24 protein-coding genes and 1 pseudogene are annotated in these 20,566 nt (G+C 40.6%); 19 read left to right on the top strand and 6 right to left on the bottom strand.

Annotated features, from left to right (window positions below; genetic code table 11):
• The first annotated feature begins 71 nt into the window (after nucleotides 1-71).
• The 3 genes from DFP98_RS17345 to DFP98_RS17340 all read left to right on the top strand — a co-directional run bounded on the left by DFP98_RS17345 (nucleotide 72) and on the right by DFP98_RS17340 (nucleotide 1,321).
• A complete protein-coding gene (locus tag DFP98_RS17345; protein WP_246016577.1) occupies nucleotides 72-869 on the top strand; it encodes a murein hydrolase activator EnvC family protein in 798 nt (265 codons plus the stop codon).
• The gene (locus DFP98_RS40260; protein ID WP_425455539.1) at nucleotides 841-1,014 is read left to right on the top strand and encodes a M23 family metallopeptidase; all 174 of its coding nucleotides are present in this window, start codon (nucleotides 841-843) and stop codon (nucleotides 1,012-1,014) included. Before DFP98_RS17345 ends, DFP98_RS40260 begins: the two co-directional genes overlap by 29 nt.
• A gap of 61 nt (nucleotides 1,015-1,075) precedes the next feature.
• Complete coding sequence (locus tag DFP98_RS17340) at nucleotides 1,076-1,321, top strand: spore germination protein (protein WP_342772495.1); 246 nt, start codon at nucleotides 1,076-1,078, stop codon at nucleotides 1,319-1,321.
• A 231-nt stretch (nucleotides 1,322-1,552) separates the two neighbouring features.
• Here DFP98_RS17340 and DFP98_RS17335 read toward each other — a convergent pair whose 3' ends face one another.
• Entirely contained in the window at nucleotides 1,553-2,116 is a 564-nt protein-coding gene (locus DFP98_RS17335) for a YdhK family protein (protein WP_116061866.1), read from the bottom strand.
• A 267-nt stretch (nucleotides 2,117-2,383) separates the two neighbouring features.
• Between DFP98_RS17335 and DFP98_RS17330 the strand changes: the two are divergent.
• The 13 genes and pseudogenes from DFP98_RS17330 (at nucleotide 2,384) to DFP98_RS17270 (ending at nucleotide 14,314) form a co-directional block, all read left to right on the top strand.
• Nucleotides 2,384-2,770: pseudogene (locus tag DFP98_RS17330) on the top strand (metal-sensing transcriptional repressor).
• A complete protein-coding gene (locus DFP98_RS17325; protein ID WP_116061865.1) occupies nucleotides 2,745-2,945 on the top strand; it encodes a cation transporter in 201 nt (66 codons plus the stop codon). Before DFP98_RS17330 ends, DFP98_RS17325 begins: the two are co-directional and overlap by 26 nt.
• 216 nt (nucleotides 2,946-3,161) lie before the next feature.
• Nucleotides 3,162-3,341 (top strand): cation transporter, encoded by a 180-nt coding sequence (locus DFP98_RS40145; RefSeq protein ID WP_342772494.1) that lies wholly within the window; start codon nucleotides 3,162-3,164, stop codon nucleotides 3,339-3,341.
• 1,358 nt (nucleotides 3,342-4,699) lie between these two features.
• Nucleotides 4,700-4,921, top strand: coding sequence for a DUF7695 domain-containing protein (locus tag DFP98_RS40255; protein WP_425455538.1), 222 nt, complete (start codon nucleotides 4,700-4,702; stop codon nucleotides 4,919-4,921).
• Between the two features lie 25 nt (nucleotides 4,922-4,946).
• Nucleotides 4,947-5,144: a hypothetical protein gene (locus DFP98_RS38685; protein WP_147310220.1), complete on the top strand. Its 198-nt coding sequence runs from the start codon at nucleotides 4,947-4,949 to the stop codon at nucleotides 5,142-5,144.
• A gap of 492 nt (nucleotides 5,145-5,636) precedes the next feature.
• A complete protein-coding gene (locus DFP98_RS17305; RefSeq protein ID WP_116061863.1) occupies nucleotides 5,637-6,392 on the top strand; it encodes a hypothetical protein in 756 nt (251 codons plus the stop codon).
• A 213-nt stretch (nucleotides 6,393-6,605) separates the two neighbouring features.
• The gene (locus DFP98_RS17300; RefSeq protein ID WP_116061862.1) at nucleotides 6,606-7,073 is read left to right on the top strand and encodes a DUF3888 domain-containing protein; all 468 of its coding nucleotides are present in this window, start codon (nucleotides 6,606-6,608) and stop codon (nucleotides 7,071-7,073) included.
• A 403-nt stretch (nucleotides 7,074-7,476) separates the two neighbouring features.
• Nucleotides 7,477-7,866, top strand: a complete 390-nt coding sequence (locus tag DFP98_RS17295; protein WP_116061861.1) for a hypothetical protein — start codon at nucleotides 7,477-7,479, stop codon at nucleotides 7,864-7,866.
• A 424-nt stretch (nucleotides 7,867-8,290) separates the two neighbouring features.
• The gene (locus DFP98_RS17290) at nucleotides 8,291-9,427 is read left to right on the top strand and encodes a hypothetical protein (RefSeq protein ID WP_116061860.1); all 1,137 of its coding nucleotides are present in this window, start codon (nucleotides 8,291-8,293) and stop codon (nucleotides 9,425-9,427) included.
• A gap of 48 nt (nucleotides 9,428-9,475) precedes the next feature.
• The gene (locus DFP98_RS17285; protein ID WP_116061859.1) at nucleotides 9,476-10,456 is read left to right on the top strand and encodes a DUF4365 domain-containing protein; all 981 of its coding nucleotides are present in this window, start codon (nucleotides 9,476-9,478) and stop codon (nucleotides 10,454-10,456) included.
• 281 nt (nucleotides 10,457-10,737) lie between these two features.
• Nucleotides 10,738-11,616, top strand: a complete 879-nt coding sequence (locus DFP98_RS17280; protein WP_116061858.1) for a DUF2971 domain-containing protein — start codon at nucleotides 10,738-10,740, stop codon at nucleotides 11,614-11,616.
• 80 nt (nucleotides 11,617-11,696) lie between these two features.
• The gene (locus DFP98_RS17275; protein ID WP_116061857.1) at nucleotides 11,697-13,652 is read left to right on the top strand and encodes a hypothetical protein; all 1,956 of its coding nucleotides are present in this window, start codon (nucleotides 11,697-11,699) and stop codon (nucleotides 13,650-13,652) included.
• A gap of 170 nt (nucleotides 13,653-13,822) precedes the next feature.
• Complete coding sequence (locus tag DFP98_RS17270; protein ID WP_116061856.1) at nucleotides 13,823-14,314, top strand: GNAT family N-acetyltransferase; 492 nt, start codon at nucleotides 13,823-13,825, stop codon at nucleotides 14,312-14,314.
• A 32-nt stretch (nucleotides 14,315-14,346) separates the two neighbouring features.
• Here DFP98_RS17270 and DFP98_RS17265 read toward each other — a convergent pair whose 3' ends face one another.
• From DFP98_RS17265 to DFP98_RS17245, 5 genes are read right to left on the bottom strand one after another with little or no spacing between them, the layout of a single operon-like run.
• Entirely contained in the window at nucleotides 14,347-14,778 is a 432-nt protein-coding gene (locus DFP98_RS17265; protein ID WP_116061855.1) for a protein-tyrosine phosphatase family protein, read from the bottom strand.
• 18 nt (nucleotides 14,779-14,796) lie between these two features.
• Nucleotides 14,797-15,276, bottom strand: coding sequence for an ArsI/CadI family heavy metal resistance metalloenzyme (locus tag DFP98_RS17260; RefSeq protein WP_116061854.1), 480 nt, complete (start codon nucleotides 15,274-15,276; stop codon nucleotides 14,797-14,799).
• A 2-nt stretch (nucleotides 15,277-15,278) separates the two neighbouring features.
• Nucleotides 15,279-15,701 carry an arsenate reductase (thioredoxin) gene (arsC, locus tag DFP98_RS17255; RefSeq protein ID WP_116061853.1) on the bottom strand — a complete coding sequence of 141 codons (423 nt, stop codon included), beginning with the start codon at nucleotides 15,699-15,701 and terminating at the stop codon, nucleotides 15,279-15,281.
• 27 nt (nucleotides 15,702-15,728) lie between these two features.
• On the bottom strand, nucleotides 15,729-17,021 hold the full coding sequence (locus tag DFP98_RS17250) for an arsenic transporter (RefSeq protein WP_116061852.1): 1,293 nt from the start codon (nucleotides 17,019-17,021) through the stop codon (nucleotides 15,729-15,731).
• A 12-nt stretch (nucleotides 17,022-17,033) separates the two neighbouring features.
• Nucleotides 17,034-17,348: an ArsR/SmtB family transcription factor gene (locus DFP98_RS17245; RefSeq protein ID WP_425455540.1), complete on the bottom strand. Its 315-nt coding sequence runs from the start codon at nucleotides 17,346-17,348 to the stop codon at nucleotides 17,034-17,036.
• 206 nt (nucleotides 17,349-17,554) lie between these two features.
• Between DFP98_RS17245 and pstS the strand changes: the two genes are divergently transcribed.
• From pstS to pstA, 3 genes are all read left to right on the top strand, one after another.
• A complete protein-coding gene (pstS, locus tag DFP98_RS17240; protein WP_220377126.1) occupies nucleotides 17,555-18,631 on the top strand; it encodes a phosphate ABC transporter substrate-binding protein PstS in 1,077 nt (358 codons plus the stop codon).
• 98 nt (nucleotides 18,632-18,729) lie between these two features.
• Nucleotides 18,730-19,713: a phosphate ABC transporter permease subunit PstC gene (gene pstC / locus DFP98_RS17235; RefSeq protein ID WP_116061850.1), complete on the top strand. Its 984-nt coding sequence runs from the start codon at nucleotides 18,730-18,732 to the stop codon at nucleotides 19,711-19,713.
• Nucleotides 19,710-20,564 carry a phosphate ABC transporter permease PstA gene (pstA, locus tag DFP98_RS17230; RefSeq protein WP_220377125.1) on the top strand — a complete coding sequence of 285 codons (855 nt, stop codon included), beginning with the start codon at nucleotides 19,710-19,712 and terminating at the stop codon, nucleotides 20,562-20,564. The genes pstC and pstA overlap by 4 nt, the downstream gene beginning before the upstream one ends.
• Nucleotides 20,565-20,566 lie beyond the last annotated feature (2 nt).

Genomic DNA, 20,566 nt, shown 5'->3' with positions numbered 1-20,566 from the left:
AACAAGAACTAAAAGCGGTTAATCGAGAGATTCAAGCAACGGAACAAGAACTGAAACAAGTACTGAAGGATATGGACGTAACCGGAAAAGAATTGGAAAACTACAAACAGAAAAAAGCGGACCTGACAATTGAACTAGAACAGATCATTGGCGAGATGGAAGCCGTACAAGAGCGAATAGATCAGCGAAGGGAGTTTATAGAAGCACGTATTAGAACTATGTATATGGAAGGTCAAATTTCGTATTTGGACGTACTTTTAAGTGCAAATAGCATCTCCGATTTTCTTGACCGTATGGATACACTAACCATGGTAGTTAAACAGGATCAAAAAATGGTTGATCAGTACCGCTTGAATCAAACTCAAGTGGAGCAACAAAAAGTAGAAATCGATAACAAGTTGATTCAGGCTAAATCCTTGATTTACCAAACAGAACAATTAAAGTCGAATCTGATCAAACAAGAGAATGAAAAATCTGTATTGATTTCGAGTTTGAATAAAAAAAGCGAGGCAATCTCCGATATTTCCGAAGAGCAGGAGATGAACCTGATTCGTTTGGCAAACAAGCAGGCAAATTTATTAAGACAAAAAGAAGAGGCTTCACGGACTAAAAAAGTGATCGGCTCTGGAGGAAATATTGCTTGGCCGTTCGATAAAAAATATCCTGTCACCTCCGATTTTGGATACCGAACACATCCAATAACCGGAGAAAAAGAGTCGTTTCATAAGGGACTTGACATTGGCGCACCTGGAGGAACTGCTATTCTTGCAGCCGGATCGGGGACTGTCATTGTGGCGCAATCTATGGCAATGCTGTCATTATTGATCATGGGAGTGGTATATGGACTCTGTATGCTCATATTCGAATGAATGGCATAAAAGTCGAAAGGGGGAACAAGTCAAACAAGGACAAAAAATCGCTGAAGTCGGTTCAACGGGTAATTCTACGGGAAATCATCTTCATTTTGAAGTGCGAAAGAATGAAGAAGCACAGAATCCGATGAGTTATTTGTAAGTGAGACTAGGCACGAATGGGCATCTGTCGGCATACAATAGGCGGGAATACAATGTAAAGGGTGAGGACTTTGCCAGCGATTGTTGGAGCTTTCAAAGTTGTAAGCTTGGGGGGGAGTGCAATATTAATCAATGGTGACGCCATACAACTTGCTCCGCAAAGTACAACCAAAACATTTTCTGGATCAGGATCATTTTTAACAGGTGATCTTGCAAGATCAAACAATGCCATTAATGCTACAAATACAAATGATCCGGATTTCAGTGATTCCGATCAAAATACTGCAGGGAATTCTGGAGTAATTTAATACAAACGAAGTCGAATGCAGGTGGAGAAGGAGCTACATTTGTCCGATGTAGAAACGCTTTGCATAAAATATAACGATTGGTCAATGAAACGCGGGATATGCATGGTTGGAAAATCTCGACCTCAATTACAAGTAAGGATTGCCGGTAGGCCTAGCCACTTACTCAAATAATCATTCAGTCGATTTCAGTATGCAAGCTCAAAACACGATTCTACCTGCATACTGAAATCATTACTTAACCGAAAGCTCGCTTTCCGTAATCCATTTGTGGCTCTTTACAACTTCGCCGCCTGTAGTTGGTGTGTAGTCCACCATATAAACTGTTGTCTTTTCCGCTGAATCAATCTTTGCCGTTGCTCCCATCATTCCCTTCATGTGTTCAGCATTTAACACCACTTCCGCTCCAACTTCGAATGACTTATCATCGGCATCCTTAATATCCTCTTGTATAACCCATTTATGGTTTGTAACCTTGGGCCCACCAGTCGTTGGTGTGTACGAAACCGTATATACGGTCGTATCATATGCCCCGACAATCTTAGCTGTAGCGCCATTCATCCCTTCCATATGGTCAGCGTGGATGATGGCTTGACTTCCTACCTTAAAGGTCGGATTTGAAGCTTCTTTTAACCCTTTAGGAACTTCGCTCGAAGTGGAATGATCCATGTTGGCATGGTTTCCCGGTTGGCTAGCTCTTGGCGTGTTCTCTGAGGTCGATTGATTTGCACATCCACTAAAGGCACTAAAGGCAATCGTTAAAGCGACGATCCCTGACATTACAATTTGTTTTCTCATGATACATATTCTCCCTTTTTCGATAATAAAGCTCCTTTAAGAGTATACCCATTCTGACAAACAGAGACTCAAACGAAATGAGACAGCCGTTTTCGGCCGTCTATTCTTACTACAAAGTGGACGAGCCAAATCACTATTCTAATGAAATTTGGGTTTGCCCGTGGATTCGAAAGAATCCTTTTTTCGCTTCAAGTATAGGGGTGGGGGAAAATAAAAATGTAAGTTGACAATTAATAGCTATGGGGGGTATAGTATTTTAAAGGGTTGATGGCGTTAGGTGTTATTGAAACAGACATTGAAGAAGTATGCTGCTTTTCCAATAACGGCCGAAGAAGTCATCATTCAAATGCCGTTAAGTCGGACTTGATAATTCGTTTGAACCGGATTGAAGGGCAAATTCGCGGTGTAAACGGCCTGATCGATAAAGATACGAACTGCGACCAAATATAAAATCAGATTGCCGTTGCACAAGCTGCTCTAAATCGAGTGCGAAAAGTGCTGTTCATTGGACATCTTAAAGAATGTGTGGTGGATCGGATTAACAAGGCGATGCTGAAGTTGTAGAACGAATTACTACAAACCATTCAAAAGCTAATAAAAATAAAACAAACCAAAGGAGAAATGGACAATGAAAAACGTAACAATGAATGTTGAAGGAATGTCTTGCGGACATTGCGTAAATTCGATTGAAGGCGCTTTGAAAGCGATCGGAGCAAGCGGTAAAGTCGATCTCTCTGGAGGCACAGTTGCCGTAGCGTTCGATGAAACTAAACTAACGCTAGAAGCCATTAAGGAGATCATCGAAGAACAAGGATACGATGTGGTTTAAAATAGTACAGAAAAAAATGAAGGGTGTTCGGGATGGAATCAACCAGGCAGACTTTGGATCAAACGTCCTTGCAACTTACCGGCATGACATGCGCTGCTTGAGCAAACCGGATTGAGAAGGTCCTAAACAAACTCGATGGCGTGAAAGTAGCGAACGTGAACTTTGCCCTGAAATGAGCTCGTTACCTACGATTTGAATAATGTTAATGTCGCACAAATGGAGAAAAGCATTCAGAAACTCGGTCACGGCACAGCCAAAGAGGTTGTCGATCTTGAGCTTGTGGGCATGTACTGCGCTGCATGCGCCGTCAAAATTGAAAAGACGTTGAACAAGCTACCTGGCGTAACGAACGCTACCGTTTTGCGATATCAGCACGGGTTGAATACAATGCTGTAGAAGTGTCGATCGCGGATATGCAGAAGCTTGTGGAGAAGTTGAGTTATAAAGCGGTTCCCAAACAAAAAGAAGCCGATCTCTCTGGGCACCAAGAGAAAGCAATATCGCAGCAGAAACGTAAATTACTGATTTCTTCGTTTCTTTTCCTGCCATTGCACAAAGGGCAAGCCGGAACTTACGGATGTTATCTCGCAACAAATGGATGAGGTCGTATTTATTCGCTTGGTTGGCGCTGCGGAGAAGGACTCTGAGCATCCTCTTGCGGAAGCGATCGTTTCCGGGATTATAGCGAAACGAATCGAGCTCCCTGCAACCGAACAATTTGGAACTGATCAAAGAAGTTCCAGTTTAGGAATACCGGCCAGGGTACATCTCATACTCCCGATAACTGCGAGTGGCTTCCTGCGCTCGCTTTTTTCGTTCTTTCTCCGCATCGAGATCCCACACCAGAACGACCTTCAGCGCATGTACTGATCCGCCGAAGTAATGCACACTCGGCGGTTTTTTGTTATTTTAAAGGAGGGCAGGGAGTGCAGCTCGGGAATATTGTCCAGCGGACCGGCCAGGCAGCTTGAATTTTTAAAGAACACGACATGAATGATTAAGGCTGCTCGTGTTTATCCGTTATGACCCAGTGACGGTCATTCAACTTCATGAAAGCTGTAATCGGCACCCTAACGAGCCAGTATGTGGGCTGATGCGTTTGCGGATTGCGTGCAATTCATCCATACTGTTGCTTTCGTGTAGGAGAATGTTCCCGGAACAAGTCCGGTCAGTCAGGAAACCAGAGAGAATGCAATGATTACTGGTGCATCCCAGTTATTAGCGTCTATTTGGCTTCCCTCCCAAAGCGGACATAAAACGACTGAGGGAACCATATGAACAAATAGAGAGAAATACCTACCAAAATCCCTCAGAAGCTCGCAATTAGTCCGGCTGGGAAGGCAAAAACTATCCGTTCTTTCGATGATGTTAGCGAGCAAAGGCGCACCTTATTTCGGAATCGGCATCTTGATTTTTTGATCGAAGAATTTGGGGCGGAGGTACGTAGTGGAAGGGAAAAAATATAAACAAATGGGACTAAACCTGATATTTATTAATACAGCACATCGGAATACGGGTTAAGGAGGCCTCGTGGATGGCCACATTGTCATCCTGCAGTATCTTTGCAGCGAGAAACACCTGCACCTGATCTTGTTGGAAGTTGGACAATAATATTGTTAAATGAGACAATTGCAAGATAGATTGATGGCGCCTCTCACATCTTAAAAACCATAACAGTCAGCGGATGAAGGGAAGTGAATTTTTTGGAGAGGCATCACAGATTGAATGGTCATGGTAAAAGCAAATAATCAAAAATGAGTATGTCCATCGCAAAGAAAGAACAGATTAGAAAAATCAATCTAAATGCAATTTGCTGTAAGCACTGTTTAGTTAAAATTGAATCCGTTAGTTTCCATGAGATTAAATTCTGCCGTTGTGGTCGTGTTGGAGTTGATGGGGGAAGAGAGTATTTAAAACGTTCTGGCTCTATTGATGATTATTGGGAACTCTCTGAATGGGAGGCGAAATTATGTTAAGCTCTAACTTAGGAGTGATTTTTATATGAGAAGACCACATATAAAGCCATATGGAAAATCTCTTGATGACGTTGCTCGTCTTTCCGGCGGGTATGTAAAGCAGTCTCTCCCTTCTCAAGATTCAGAGCGTGATCGTATGATTTCAGAAACTCTTTCCAGTCGCAAGAATAAACTTATTCCGAAGGTCCGCTCATCCGCTGAAAGTAGCAATGATGATATTTAGACTATGATAAGAATACATTAATTGCGCGCACGGGTTTCAATAGATATGTCTTATAGGGGCAAACTTTGCTGTCATTTTTAATAAACGGGCAAAACTTGTTGGCAAAATAGGGGTAAACTTGTTGTCACCGGACATGTCGGATGTCAAGAATGTGTACCGATTCCAACCCGCGTAAATCGCGGGTTTTTCATTTTATCGGTATATATTCTTGACAAAAATCTGTGTCAAGAATATATACCGATTGCCGCTTGATGCCAAGAATATGTACCGATTCCCGATATTCCATTAAACTCCCTCGAAATGATTTAGATTGCTCACTCAAGCTAATGGGAAACTATAGTCCAATCGCGAGACAACGGCAGCCGGCCACAGGATCGGCTGCCGTTGTTCGTTAAAGTAACGGGAGATTACTTTAATAAATCTTTCCAGCATTGGGTATACTACTTCGGATTGGCGAGATAACTGCGAGCAGACTTTTCGAAGGATGATGTTATGAGTGTCAAGGCACTATTTCTTCTAATGATTGTGGGTTGGTCTTCGATGCTGTTGGTGTCCGGAAGCGTTAAAGCGCAAAATATAGCGACATCCGAAGCCGTGGCAGCCCCAAATGATGGCGAAACTCACCTAGGACCAGCACAACAGTTGGCAAAGGCCTTATTGCGAAACGATCTTGATGGGGCACAAAAATATGTAGAGAAGGATTTCGTCCAAATACCCGAAATTAATGAGAATTCCCCTATCGGAGGAATACAACTTGTTTCATCCCCAGAAAAGGATGTGAAAATCCTCCTGGCTCACTTTGATGATGAAGTGCTTAAGGGAGAACGACTTGCCTTTATCTGGGAACTGACCGAAAAGGGCGACCGAATAATCAAAATCCGCGTTCTGTTCGCTGGAGCCAATCCACTCGTCGATGAGGCCCGACTGATCCGGGAATACCAAAAAAAATTCATAAGACACGTATTGGTACCCACTGAATTTCCGTTCAAGATAACTCAGTTCGATGGCTATGTCGATAGTAACGAATCGCTGGAACTAGTTTATCGAAACGATGCACTGAACGGCTTCTTCCGGGTCAAAGCATCTCCTATCGCGGTTGAACTGGAACGATACAAAGGAAAGGACGATGTGTATTATATGCTAAAGGACGGTACAAAAGCGTTATACCGTCCTAAATTCGAATTAAACTTCGATTCCAGAAGAACGGGATGCAATATACGCTTGCGATTGGAAACAAGAAAATGTTGAAAGTGAAATATAAAGCAATAGACTTAATCAATATTGCGAACTCCATGGTATAAAGAATCAAGCAATAGTTTAGCGCTGCTCCTTGTGCTAACTGGGAATGTTTGTTCAAAAGACGGCAGCCGGTATAACTGGATGCCGTTTTCTCAACTAATGGGCATGGATAGCGAAATGAAAAATGAGGAATAATATCCCAAAACGGATGGGGGAAATGTAATGAAGAAATTGATTTTAATGCTGTTGCTTTTATGTGGGATTAATGGATATATGATCGAAAAAATGGTTGAGGCTTCAGCTACAGCTGCATCAATTAAGTTAGATAAACCTAAAGAAGACTCAAAAGAATTAATGTTTCAAGACATGCTAATGTTGTTCTTATTACCACATATTGATAAGAAAATTGACGAAATCTATGCAAAGTTATTGAATTACTCACCAGAGATATATCCATATTTCGTCGAAGTTAAGGACGTACATCGAGTAAATGGATTTCGAGGATTTCATTTTTCAATAACTCTGGAAGTTGTTCCTACAGTTGGTCCTCACATTCCCGTTGGAAAAGACATTCTTACATTCGATATATCTCTCCAGAACCCCGATAATGTTGAATTGTTAAGTTGGAAGCACCTGAAAGACCCGCAAAAGTCTGATTTTCCACCAAACTGGCAGGATGTATTAAAATAATTGTTGCACCAATTATCGTTTGAACTAACGGGGAACGATAGCTCAAATAATAACACAACGGCAGCCGGCCAGAAGATCGGCTGCCGTTTTCTCAACTAACGGGCAGCCATAGCTTAAGTACAGAATGTCCCTTCTGTGCTTTATTTTGTTAAGCACTGACAGAATCATGTTCCCTGAAATGAACCCCTCCCTCCAGTACTCTATGTTTCATGGATGGCAGATCTTGGGGACTAAATGGATTTAACGGAAAGCTGAAGCCATCCCCCTAGGAATAGCTCAGTTTTCCTGCCCCACTACAAATTAGCGTGACGTTTTGAACTTAGGTTCGCCCTAGTTAATGGGTATATTGCCAAGATCCACAATACATCATTCCTCATACTATGATGCGAGGGAGGTGCTGTACTTGGCGAAAACAACGCAGCCAGTAACCATTGGAGCGAATAGTATTGCAAAGATTGGAAACCGCTTTTTCCTGATTGTCGAGGTTGAAGCTAAATCACCTGGTGTCGAAATCGACCCGGTGTTCGGCGTTCGGACGACTGCGCAACAAGCAAGAAGTCTTATTCGTGCAGGTGTCATGCGTACGATATTTCAAACCAAGCCTCCAACCCCGAGTCGTGGCAAGAAAGTTGAACTGAAAGGCGTATTGTTCGCTAATGGTCGTATTTTTTCAGTTTTCGACGTGGAGAACTCGACAGACGTATCTGTTCTAGTGCGGATTAATCGGGAAGAAGCAAATCGGCTTATCCGAGGCGGTGCACGTATCATTAAAGTAATAAGAAAGCCATTCTAAACCGCGATATTTGTAAAAGCCGACCATCGTACTCGATGGTCGGCCCAGTACTTCTAAGTCAAACAATTGTGCTAACGAAGAACGATAGTGCAATCTCGACTGCCGACTGAAATCGGCATCCTTTCCTCAACAATTGGAGATGATCGATCTGCCTAAAATTATGTGTATCTGTGGGAGTGTACTTCATTGTCGGATGTCAAGAAAATATGTACCGATTGCCGCTTGATGCTAAGAATGTGTACCGATTACCGATTCATTACACGATCTGGAATAGAAAGTGAGAATTGTATCGTTATTGATTCCGGTAACCGTCATTTCTCCGTTGGGAATCCTCGCTCAGATTCATTGCTCAGTTGTAAGAAATGGATATTTCAGATCGAATCGATTAATATCGATTGTAACGATGTTAAATTGAGGGGATTACATGAACCCATATATTCTAGACAGCTCCTTGCTCGAGGAATTTAAACAAGCAGTTAGCGATCATGATGATTTTTTGATAACAACATATGGCGACTATCGCGGTAAGAATTTGTGGAACCTGATATGTTCTTCGAAGGATTGGCTTCATGTTAGTGTAAATGGGCTGCCGTATATTCAAATGAATCATCCAAATGATGATGCTAGGTCTCTTAATGTACTGCAGTTAATTATGGCTTTTGATCTAGTTGTCCAAGCCATTGAACAACTTTATCGTGCTTTTGAAATTGAGAACCCACTCAATGGAGATCAATCCGTATTTAAACAGTCTGTAACGGATGATATATACTTCGCTCATATTAGGGCTTGTTTCGGAGCACATGCTGTAGCGCTGAAAAGTGCTGACGGGTCGCCACCACCTAAGAAGAGTGAAGAAAAGTACTTTGCTTCTTGGTCAAGTAAAACTGAAGGGACCGGAAATTATACAGTTTATCTATATAGTAACAAGCCAGGCGATGAAGCTATCCCATTCTCATTAAGCTTCGTCAAGATCCACGAGTATATAGTAAAGAGATACTCCTTATTATCTAATGTGATAAGGGTAATCGATGAAAAGAAACGTGATTTTGTTAAGAAGCAGCGGCAGCGAAAGATTAAGCGTAGCACTGATATCGTTGTACAACTTCAGATACTGTTGGAGGAAAATAGTGCTCGAATAGGAAAAGAAACGGGGTATCAGTATGAGATAATGAGGTTAATCGAGCTATTTATGGCTCCGCAAGAATTCCCGGCTGAAGAAAAAGATGCGGTTGCTAAATACCTTAATTTGAGTAAGCTTTTAGTCGACGAGTTGTTTGAAGCACTTCAAAACATGACATATGCTGCAGAAGATGAAAACAGTCAAGATGCTGACGATCTATCTCACTGGCACCTTTTACACCCGGGTTCAAATAAGTTTAAAAATGTATTTTATGACATTTCCAAAGTATTTGAGTATTTACACAATCCAAACTACAATCCTTCGTTGGTCGATCATCATATAAACCGACTCATTGAAGCTGAGATATTGCCTTCATATATTAATCGAAATACAAACAAGCTTGATCTGCAGCTCCTACTTTTGTCAAATCTTACACAATAAACATCGGTGAATATTGGATATTGGTTTTTAAGGTCGAGAGGAGATTCTATGGAACCCAAATTACCTCAAGTTCATGAAAACACGAAGAAAGGTAATGTATCAGTTACGCTTCTTGAAAGTGCATTATCTAGATTTTCTATCGTTCACAATATTCCTGTTGAAAAAGATATCGGTATTGATTTACATATTGAGTTATTGAATGGCTCTACACCAAATGGGCTTTGTTTTAATGCACAGTGTAAGGGTAAAGATGAAGTAGAGATTGATGAGCGTACTATTAAAATCCCTATAAAGATTACAACTATAAATTACTGGTTGTTACATAAAGAGCCCACTTTTTTGTTTGTAGTTGATGCAGAAAAGCTAAAAATTTTTTGGTGTTATCCATTTGATCAGATATCAGGGAGAATTGAGGAGTTGCAACAGCAAAATACCGTTACCATTCATGTTGATAAAAGAGCGGTATTCTCTTGTAGTATTAGAGAAGTGCCAATTGAGATTGAAACGATTATTCGTAATTTTGATTATAGGTTATTTGAAAACTTGTCCCACTCTGTTAGCAACAATGTCATAGAGAATGCAGGAAAGCAGCAAGGTACACTCAAAGATAGATTATTGGCCTTTAAAGACTCGGCTGATCATTTAAAGGATAATTTAACAGCGATTATTAACCGCCAACGAGATCGGATCATACTTAATGAAACTAAAGTTGTTCTAGAGAAATTTCGATTTGTGTTTCACTGGTTGGACGCAGAGTCAACATTCGTTTATCCGTATACTGATGGAAAGAGAATACGTGACGCAGAAGGGTTTATTAAGGATTCAACAATTGGAGATTTTATAGACACAGTAATCGAAAGTATAAATCAATATGAAAGCCAAGCAACTGAAGAGAAGTTTAATCATCTTATTACAAAATTAGAGAAACTGAATGAATTGAATAAGCACTTAGCATTCTTCCTTAGAGAAATTTTATATGAAATGAACCCATATGCAGACTTTGAATATTTAGTTAAAGACTATATATGAGAATGAGACTAACCGTATATTAACCTCGGTACAAATTCTTGACATAATTCTGTGTCAAGAATTTTGTACCGATTACCTTTGAATTATTTTTATCAAACTTTTCCTAATGGGAGTTAAATGGCAATTAGTGAAAACAGAACTATGCATAGCGTTTAGATTTTTAATAAATTGTAATAATTTGTGATATACTCATACAGAAGACCACTGCACAAAAGGTAGGAAATAATTAGTAGTTATTATCAATCAATTTATTGAATGATTTTGGGTAGGTGAAGAAGATAATGGATGAGTTTGATTTAGAAAAATACCGCATTGAGAATCCAATGGATTATTTAAAAGCTGTTCAAATAATTAAGGAAATACCAAATAATTCCGAGATCATGAAAGTAATATATCAAATTACAAGATTACATATTCCCGATGTAGTCTATAAATATTATTCACTAACTTCTAATGATGACTTAAATGAAATCAAAATGAAGACACTTACTGATAAGAAAATTTATTTGGCAGACGCCAGCACTCTGAACGACCCCTTTGAAGGTAAAGCATTTTTTTATAATCATAAAAGACTTGCCCATTATGAATCATTAAGGCCAGTTGACGGTAAAATTATTGACGACTTTACTTCGTTTATTCGACTTACTTCATTAACAGGAGTTGGAACTAATTGTATGCCAATGTGGGCGCACTACGCTAATAATCATTCCGGATTTTGTGTCGAGTATGATACAAAAAATAAAGAAAACTTAACATTCAGATCTAGCCTATTTCCAGTTCAATATCTAGATAAACGTATAGATATTACAGAAATAATGGAGTCGTTAATGACTGAATTAGAAATAGCTAAATCACGAGCATTAAAGCACAATATGAAGAAAGTTGAATTATCAAATATGACTATATTATGGGCTTCAATATATTATAGTTGTTTAAAACATGAAAGTTGGAGTTACGAAAAAGAAATGCGTATCGTTACGTCTTCGGTGCATCGGTTTATAAATGCACAACCTTCTGCAATTTATGTGGGAGTAAACTGTACGCGCGATTATTTGCATTCATTAGGAAGTATAGCGCAGAAACTACAAATCCCGATATACCAGATGCACTTTGATGAGTATTCTCTTGATTACAAGCTAAATTCGAAAAAACTTGATTAGTTTTGAGGTTCAGAACTAGCTACAAAATCACATAATTAATAGTGTAATCAGTGCCCATACAACACAAAAGGAATGATGTCATGGAAAAGTTCATTCCACCTATCCTTAACAAGGAAGTTGCTTGCATTGTTTCAAGTGAGGCAGATCTTGAACTTGTTGCAAGAATATCTTGCTTCTTATACAAGTCTGATAATTATGTACCTATGTTTCGTTTGCCAAAAGCTGATTTTAAGCGTAGGAATGTCTATGAGGCAAATGATGATAGTTTTATTTCTGAACTAATTACTAATAAAGCTAGTAGGCAAATATTAAATAGTATTGCACGTATTCAATGCCGGCGAGTAATACTAATTGGCTTGGACGAAAATCAGAAATCATTTCTGAACTTAGAAAAGTACTTCAGTGTAGAATTCATTGAATTAAATACACTTAACGAGATAGATACAAAACTATCTTTTTTAACCAGGGAATTTGATGGAATATTACCCTGTAGAAAAGCCGATATTTTGCATGGATTGGTGTATTCATTAAGAAGTAATAAGTTATTGGTTGTGGATGAATCTGCACAATGCATATCGAATTTCTATGATAACAACAGTGAAGGAATTGTCATAGTTGAGTCTGAAGGTGCTGTTACTGAAATTTTTGTAGTGAATTATTCCTGTTCAATAAAAGCTGATATTAAATTTATAAGATCTTACCATCATTCAGAATTGAGAGATCTTAAACAAAGACTATATAAATGGAAAAGAGAAGACTCTTATGGGTCTTTTCTATCTTTTAATAATACAATAATAGAATCACTATCTGATGTTAAGTTTGAGGAATATAAATATGCTACTTTCTTTACTGATGGAATTCCTTATGGAGTGATTTTTAATGAGTATGTCGCATGTACACATGTTTTAAAATCAATTAATGTTGATGTTTTCATTTTTAATAACATTCTCTATGAAGAAAAAAACACCACGAATGGTTCAGCAGTTATTTTTTCACCACTTCCTCAAGATTTGGGTAAGCAGACCATAGCTGAAGTAAGGCATGCAAATCGAATATTTAATGAAATGAACTTTTCTGTTAAAAATCTCATTGAAAAGGATGCAACAGTAAAGGCATTCGATAATTTTGTAGGACACTATCCCTTTGACGTACTTCATATTTGCAGTCACGGCGGAAAAATTGATGGTTATTATGTAATCCAAGAATTTATCGATAGAGAAGGTAACAAGCATGTTGTTGAATATGAAGAAGTTGTTGGATTCTCTCCGGATGGAAAAGTATATGTAAATGTATCCAGAAAGATGATTTTCAGATTATTTGATGGATTTGCTTGGAGAAGTGCGGAATTAGAACAACAACATTATCCGAAATATGTATTTACTGATATGTTGAAGGCTCTATATAGTGACGACAGAAAAGTCAACCGTAATAAAGTTGATAATATTCTTATTGAAGACTCATGTCATGTACAATGCTTTGATGATATCCATCAAGGACAGTTTAATTCAATTGCATCTCATGGGTTACCTTTCATCTTCAATAATAGTTGTACATCTTGGGAAGAATTCGCCCTCCAATTAATAGCAGCCGGATGCAGGGCATACATTGGGACATTGTGGAACATTAATAATGAAGTTGCAGTTAGTTCTGCCTCAGTTTTTTACAACGGTGTGTTTAACAATACAATTCTGGGCGCATTTCAAGAAATGATAAACTCGATAGAAAATGAAAAATACAAAGATATTTATATCTATTGTGGTCTCCATTTCAGTACAATTAAAAAAAGTTCAAATAACTCTAAGAATAGAGTACGAGATAATTTGCTTGAAGCATTAGATCAATGGATTAGTTACACATTTAATCAAAAATCAGTTGAATTACTGGAGGCAGCACTGAGAATAATTAAGTTTCTAAATAGTGAGTTAACTTCATATTTCGATAACCCTAAAGTAATAAAGGCACTTGTTGGTTCAGCAATCATCATCAATGATCTTGAAATGAAGTTAAAAAGGGAAAGGACATTGCTTTCAGAATGAACTTTAAACATCGGATTACTTTTATTGATCCTAATGATTATTATTATCATGATTTTCTCTACTCAAACATTTCAAATCAAGAACTTGAATCAAAGTATAACAAAATCCAATAGTGATGACTGATCAATTACCGATCCGATGAATAGGTCGTAAATGATAAGGTACATAGGTTGGAGATCAGGCTTGTAAAGCCAGAGGACTGGGAAGCCATAAAAACAATCTACGAAGAAGGAATTCTAACAGGAAACGCCACGTTTCAAGTAGAAGCTCCAACAAAAGAACAGTGGTATGCCAGCCAAAATCTTCCCAACAGCCTTGTTGCTATTGATAATGGAGTTGTCCTGGGGTGGGCAGCTCTAAGCCCGGTCTCAGCAAGATCTGTTTATTCTGGAGTAGCAGAAATCAGCGTGTACTTTAAGCTAGATACACGCGGCAAAGGCGTGGGGGACAAGCTTCTAAAAGAAATCATCGATCTTTCTGAACGAAATGGGTTTTGGACGTTGCAAGCCGGGATCTTTCCCGAAAACACAGCAAGTATCCGTCTGCACAAGAAACACGGCTTTCGCGAAGTCGGGAGAAGAGTGCGTATGGGGAAATTAAAAGAGGTGTGGAGAGACGTCTTGTTGTTAGAAAGAAGAAGCGAGATGGTCGGAATCGATTGAAAGGGAATGCCACATTGGCATTCCCTTTCACGTTACGGATACAGTTTTTGTAACGCTTCACGTTGGATAGGCTTGAGATCAATTTTCGGACGAATGCCTTTGGCGATTTCTATAGCTTCATCAACACTGTCCGCAAGTCCAAGGGCAATCAATGTACCTGCAGCAACTGTACCCGTTCTTCCTTTACCTCCACCGCAATGAAAGGCTACTTTCTTACCAACTTTATACGCGTTTACGATTTCGTCTATTGCTTGTTTGTATAGAACATGTTCGCTTTCCGTAGCATTATCCCCTAATGGTATTTGAACCCACTTGGCTTTGGATTCCGAATATGCACATTCAGTTGCTTCGGCACGCAAGTCGACAACCACATCAATGCCTTCGTTATTTTCTATGGCTTCAATATCCGCGGCCCCGCCCATGAAAATGCGGTTCTCATGAAGCGAGTGATAGCTAATTGACATTTGGTTTAATCACCATCTCTAGGATTTGTTCTTATGAAAACTGGTAAACGAAACGGAAACTGGCGCAGAAGGTGGAGCACAGCAGAGAGATAGATCCCTAGCATCGCCCGCAGATTCAAACTCTGAATCCGCTTTGGTGTAGAAGATCTCCCAGGCATTATCATCCGGATCGTATACCCAAACCTTATCTTGGACCGCATAACAACAAGTCGTGTTCATTTCATCGATGAGCAGAAGATTGGCCTGCCTTAATCTCTCTCCCATGGCCAGAACTTCTTCTGTGTTATCTACTTGAAATCCTAAATGATTCAGCACACCATTCTTCTCAAAGGGGCGAACATTTAATGAGAAATGTAACGCTGGATTATCTAATTCAAACTTCGCATAGTTCTCTTTCACTTTTGTCGGTTCGGCACCGAAGAAACTGCGATAGAAAGTAAGAGATTTATCCAAGTCGGAACAGTTAACGGCAACGTGCATTCTTTTAATTGCTGCCATCCTTATTTACCCTCTTGAACGAACTGCTCCATGCGCGATTTGATGGCATCGCGTACTGCACGGAACTGAGCCATGATTTCTTCTTCCGACCCAGTCGCTTTAGCGGGGTCGTCGAAGCCCCAGTGCCATTTGATGACGTTCGGATTGGAGATGACGGGGCAATGCTCATCAGCATGTCCACACAGTGTGATGACGTAGGTAGCTCGATTCAAAGTCTCCGGATCAATGACGTTGGAGGTATTCGAAGAGATATCAACGCCGGCTTCTGCCATGACTGTTACTGCACGTGGGTTCAATCCATGTGCTTCAAGTCCAGCACTTTTCACTTCATAGAGATGGCCGCCGATCGTATTCAAGAATCCGTCCGCCATTTGGCTCCGGCAAGAATTGCCCGTACAAAGAAAGTACACGAGTGGTTTTTCCATTTTGTCATTCTCCTTTATGATGCGTATTTAGTTGATGATCATAAGCCAGATATAAAGGCTCGTAAGAGTGATAAAGAGGACAGGGACGGTCAGAATGATGCCGACCTTGAAATAATACCCCCAACGGATCTTGACGCCCTTAGACGAAAGCACATGAAGCCACAACAAGGTAGCCAACGAGCCGATTGGTGTGATTTTGGGACCCAAATCGGATCCGATAACATTCGCATAGATGAAAGCTTCACGAACTAATCCTGTTGCATCTGTGCCTTGAATGGCAAGCGCGTCAATCATGACGGTCGGCATGTTATTCATGATCGAGGAGAGGATAGCAGCAATAAATCCGGATCCGATTGTAGCCGCGAACAAGCCCTGGTCTCCGACCCAATCGAAAAGTTTGCCGAGCTCATCGGTAAGGCCGACATTTCGTAATCCGTAAACCACGACGTACATCCCGATCGAGAAGACGACAACCGCCCATGGGGCACCCTTTACGAGATTCCAGGTATGAATCCCTTTGCTTTGCCTAGCCAATAAGAGAAAGATGATTGCGGCAACACCGGCAATAATGGAAACGGGGACGTTAATGAATTCACTTGTCAAATACGCAATCAATAGGACGGCTAATATTACCCATGAAATCCGGAACAGCCGCATATCTTTAATGGCTTCTTTAGGCTGTTTCAACTGAGAAAGATCATACTGCTTAGGAATACTCTTTCTAAACATCAGGTACAGAACCAATAAACTGGAGGCGATCGCAAAAATCGTTGGGACAATCATGCGACTCGCATATTCGACAAATCCGATACCGAAGAAATCCGAAGATACGATATTCACCAGATTACTTACGACAAGAGGAAGGGAGGCTGTATCCGAGATAAACCCACTTGCCATAATAAAGGGGAGAATCATTCGTTCATCGAATTTCAAAGCCCGTACCATGGCCAAGACGATCGGTGTAAGGATCAGTGCGGCTCCATCGTTGGCGAAAAATGCGGCTACGGCAGCCCCGAGCAAAATGACGTAAATGAACATCAGGTTGCCGTTGCCTTTTGCAAACCGGGCCATATGCAGGGCTGCCCATTCGAAAAAGCCAATCTCGTCCAAGATGAGTGAAATGAGAATCACTGCAACGAATGCAAGTGTTGCATTCCAAACGATCTGTGTAACGTCCCAAACATCATTAAAGTTGACGACACCGAAGATCAGTGCGATGATTGCGCCCCCGCAAGCTGACCATCCGATATTGAGCCCTTTAGGCTGCCAAATGACGAAAACAAGCGTGACTAGAAAGATAAGAGAAGCGATCGTTAACATAATTCCTCCACGTTAGTCGCAGCTTTGACCTTTTAATGAATCTATTCGATCTTTCATCGAAGGCAGCTGATCCAGTATTTCTTTGATATACGGCTTATCCTCTAAATTCAAGGAATAGTATACCCACTGACGACGTTTGGTTTCGTTGATGAGACCACCGGTTTTTAACTTCTTCAGATGCTGACTCACATTCGGTTGTGTGGTCTCTAGAAGATCGACGATATCGCAAACACACATTTCACTTTCTTTGAGAAGCGCAAGAATCGTGAGTCTGCTTTTGTCCGAAAGGAGTTTAAGGGTCTCAAGCATATCTTCGACTTTAGTTATAGTCATTCCACTCCTTTCATCACGTGATTTCACTATTTCGTATTATACATGCTCACTAATATAAGTAAAGAATAATATTAGTGAAAACTAATTTAATAAAACTCATGTTTTACGTTAACATTCCGAAAACAAATGGTGCCTAACATAAGTTTCGAATCGACATATTATCATGTGCTAATAAGGTCGAAAAAAAGGGAGTGGACGAATTGAAGAAGACTGGAAAATGGTTGACGTTAAGTGCTTTGATCATCGTAATAGGTGCACTAACTGCGTGTAGCTCAAGCAAGAATGGAAATGAAGCATCCACTAATGATAAGAGTGGGAGCAAGAAAGAAATCATGATTACATCCGCAGGTTCCACGTTTATTAATCCGCTATTCTCCAAAATGTTCTCCGAATATAACAAGCTGCATCCGGAAATAAAAGTGAACTATCAGTCCATTGGTTCTGGTGGAGGCATTAAACAACTTACGGAAGGCACAATCGATTTCGCTGCATCCGATGCGTATATGTCCGATGAAGAAATCGCTGCCGTGAAAGATGGAGTTATTCATATCCCTGTTACGGTTGGTGCAGAAGCCATTATCTACAACGTTGACGGCGTGGAAAACGGTCTTAAATTGACGCAGGAGACGCTTGCAGACATTTATCTAGGTAAGATTAGCAAATGGAATGATCCCAAACTCAAGATGGACAACCCTGATTTGAACTTACCGGATCTGGATATTACGCCGGTTTATCGCTCTGATGGCAGCGGAACAACGGCCATTTTTACGGATTACTTAAGTACGGTTAGCGCCGAATGGAAAGAAAAAGTAGGACAAGGAAAATCTGTGCCTTTCCCTGTAGGTGTAGGCGGAAAAGGGAATGAAGGGGTTGCCGGTCAAGTCAAACAAACTCCAGGATCGATTGGATATACTGAATTAGCCTACGCCGAGAATAACAAAATTCATTATGCCCAAATTCGAAATAAAGATGGAAACTTCGTGTATCCTTCCCTTGAAGCTGCAACAATTGCTGCTGAATCAGCAGCGCAAAACATGCCGGAAGACACCCGAGTTTCCATCGTTGAAAAAGATGGAGCAAATGCATACGGCATTGTTGGAATTACTTGGGCTTTGCTCAATGTTAATTATGCCGATAGTGAAAAAAAACAGGTCATCACAGAACTGTTGGAATGGGTATACAGGGACGGACAACAATACTCTGAACCTTTGCAGTATGCAAAGATTCCTGAAGCAATAGCAAAGTTGAATGATTCTAATATGGAGAAGATCAAATAACTCGGATTCCACCAATTGGACTCAGGTATAAGGTGATTTTCATTCCTTATACCTGTTCCGTTTCATAATCGTGCTCTTGTCCGGAAGGAGATGTATTCTTGGAAAGCAAACCGAAGTTGCACACTGGCGTTAGTCAAATCCGAAGAGGAAAGAAGTCTCGTCATCGCATTTGGGATGCTGGTTTTAAGTGGTCGACTTTTTTATTCGGACTTCTTATATTGCTCTTATTTGTTTGGATAGTGGTTGTCCTCACGAGAGAGTCCAGTCAATCGTTTAAGGCATTTGGATTCGGTTTTATTTTCAGTCAAGACTGGAACCCGGTTAAAGGGGTGTTCGGTGCCTTACCTTTTATATTTGGAACGGTTGTCTCATCAGTTATCGCCATCATCATAGCTGCCCCTATTAGTATTGGCGTTGCATTGTTTATTACTGAAATGTCTCCAAAATGGCTCAAACGTCCTGTAGGCTTCATGATTGAATTGCTTGCCGCCATACCAAGTATTTTGTATGGTTTGTGGGGCTTATTTATTCTGGTTCCGTTTATTCGGGATTGGCTTCAAAAACCTTTATCGAAGATTTTGGGGGACTTCCCGTTATTCACGGGCGCGCCTATCGGACTTGGCATGTTAACGGCCGGCATCCTTCTTGCCATTATGATCATTCCGATTATTACGGCTTTGACCAGAGACATTATTAGCGTCGTACCTAGCCTGCAGAAAGAAGGCTATATGGCATTAGGCGCAACAAAATGGGAAATTATCTGGAAAATCATTTTGCCCTATTCTCGCCCTGGTATCCTTGGTGCGTGCATATTGGGACTAGGACGTGCTCTCGGTGAAACGATGGCTGTAACTATGGTTATCGGAAATCGTGCAGAAATCAAGGCATCGCTCTTTGCGCCAGGACATTCTATGGCTGCCGTTATTGCTAATGAGTTTACCGAAGCCACTGAAAGTATTTACTTATCCTCATTGATCGAAATTGGATTGCTCCTCTTTTTGGTTACGCTTGTTTTGAATGTTGCCGCTCGATTCTTGATTTGGACGGTTGCTCGTGGCCCTAAAGGAGGTACAAGAAGTTGATCACCCAACGGATGCGCAAAAGACAGAGGTTTAATAGAATCATGCTTGGCGTAGTCATTTGCTTCACATTGATTGCGTTGATTCCGCTTTTTAGTATTTTAAGTTATATCGTATATAAAGGGACTCCGGCACTTAATTTCGATTTCTTCGTTAAACTTCCATCAGCAGTTGGGGAACTTGGAGGGGGCATCGGAAATTCCATCCTAGGAACCAGTGTGCTCATCGCAATCGCTTCTGCAGTCGGACTTCCGATCGGAATCATGACTGCCATCTATCTTAACGAGTATAAACCTAAAGGATTGTACGCCTCTGTTGTAAGGTTTATCACGGATGTCTTATTAGGTATCCCCTCGATTGTAATTGGGATTTTCGCCTATTTAGCGTTTGTTCGTCCAATTGGCCATTTTTCTGCCTGGTCAGGTGGTCTTGCCCTAGGAATTATCATGATCCCCATCGTCACTCGTTCAACCGAAGAAATATTACGTTTGACACCCAATGCAATTCGGGAGGGTGCCTATGCGCTTGGAATTCCTAAATGGAAAACCATTCTGTTTATCGTGATTCCTTATTCGCTCAAAGGTATGATCACGGGCATTATGCTTGGCATTGCACGTGTGGCAGGAGAAACCGCACCGCTACTTTTAACAGCCTTCGGTAATCACTTTTGGAATAAAAGCTTGTCGGATCCAATAGCGTCGTTGCCTGCGCAGATATTCGAATACGCGAAGTCTCCTTATGATGACTGGATTCAGAAAGCTTGGGGAGCAGCTCTTGTTTTGATCCTATTTGTGCTCGTCATTAATATTACCGCTCGAACAATGACAAGAGGTCGGTTTAATCAAATCAACTGAGG

Source organism: Cohnella phaseoli, from assembly GCF_003386235.1.
GTDB classification, from domain to species: domain Bacteria; phylum Bacillota; class Bacilli; order Paenibacillales; family Paenibacillaceae; genus Cohnella; species Cohnella phaseoli.
The sequence above is the reverse complement of the archived record's forward strand: the minus strand, read 5'-3'. Positions and strand labels throughout refer to the sequence as shown.

Excerpts from the sequence above, each read along its gene's own strand:
- DFP98_RS17280 (WP_116061858.1), top strand. The coding sequence starts at position 10,738 with ATGGATGAGTTTGATTTAGAAAAATACCGCATTGAGAATCCAATGGAT.
- DFP98_RS17260 (WP_116061854.1), bottom strand. The coding sequence starts at position 15,276 with ATGGCAGCAATTAAAAGAATGCACGTTGCCGTTAACTGTTCCGACTTG.
- DFP98_RS17290 (WP_116061860.1), top strand. The coding sequence starts at position 8,291 with ATGAACCCATATATTCTAGACAGCTCCTTGCTCGAGGAATTTAAACAA.
- DFP98_RS40260 (WP_425455539.1), top strand. The coding sequence starts at position 841 with ATGGACTCTGTATGCTCATATTCGAATGAATGGCATAAAAGTCGAAAG.
- DFP98_RS17250 (WP_116061852.1), bottom strand. The coding sequence starts at position 17,021 with ATGTTAACGATCGCTTCTCTTATCTTTCTAGTCACGCTTGTTTTCGTC.
- DFP98_RS17275 (WP_116061857.1), top strand. The coding sequence starts at position 11,697 with ATGGAAAAGTTCATTCCACCTATCCTTAACAAGGAAGTTGCTTGCATT.
- DFP98_RS17305 (WP_116061863.1), top strand. The coding sequence starts at position 5,637 with ATGAGTGTCAAGGCACTATTTCTTCTAATGATTGTGGGTTGGTCTTCG.
- arsC (WP_116061853.1), bottom strand. The coding sequence starts at position 15,701 with ATGGAAAAACCACTCGTGTACTTTCTTTGTACGGGCAATTCTTGCCGG.
- DFP98_RS17335 (WP_116061866.1), bottom strand. The coding sequence starts at position 2,116 with ATGAGAAAACAAATTGTAATGTCAGGGATCGTCGCTTTAACGATTGCC.
- DFP98_RS38685 (WP_147310220.1), top strand. The coding sequence starts at position 4,947 with ATGAGAAGACCACATATAAAGCCATATGGAAAATCTCTTGATGACGTT.
- DFP98_RS40145 (WP_342772494.1), top strand. The coding sequence starts at position 3,162 with ATGGAGAAAAGCATTCAGAAACTCGGTCACGGCACAGCCAAAGAGGTT.
- DFP98_RS17285 (WP_116061859.1), top strand. The coding sequence starts at position 9,476 with ATGGAACCCAAATTACCTCAAGTTCATGAAAACACGAAGAAAGGTAAT.
- DFP98_RS17345 (WP_246016577.1), top strand. The coding sequence starts at position 72 with ATGGACGTAACCGGAAAAGAATTGGAAAACTACAAACAGAAAAAAGCG.
- DFP98_RS17265 (WP_116061855.1), bottom strand. The coding sequence starts at position 14,778 with ATGTCAATTAGCTATCACTCGCTTCATGAGAACCGCATTTTCATGGGC.
- DFP98_RS17325 (WP_116061865.1), top strand. The coding sequence starts at position 2,745 with ATGAAAAACGTAACAATGAATGTTGAAGGAATGTCTTGCGGACATTGC.
- DFP98_RS40255 (WP_425455538.1), top strand. The coding sequence starts at position 4,700 with ATGAGTATGTCCATCGCAAAGAAAGAACAGATTAGAAAAATCAATCTA.
- DFP98_RS17300 (WP_116061862.1), top strand. The coding sequence starts at position 6,606 with ATGAAGAAATTGATTTTAATGCTGTTGCTTTTATGTGGGATTAATGGA.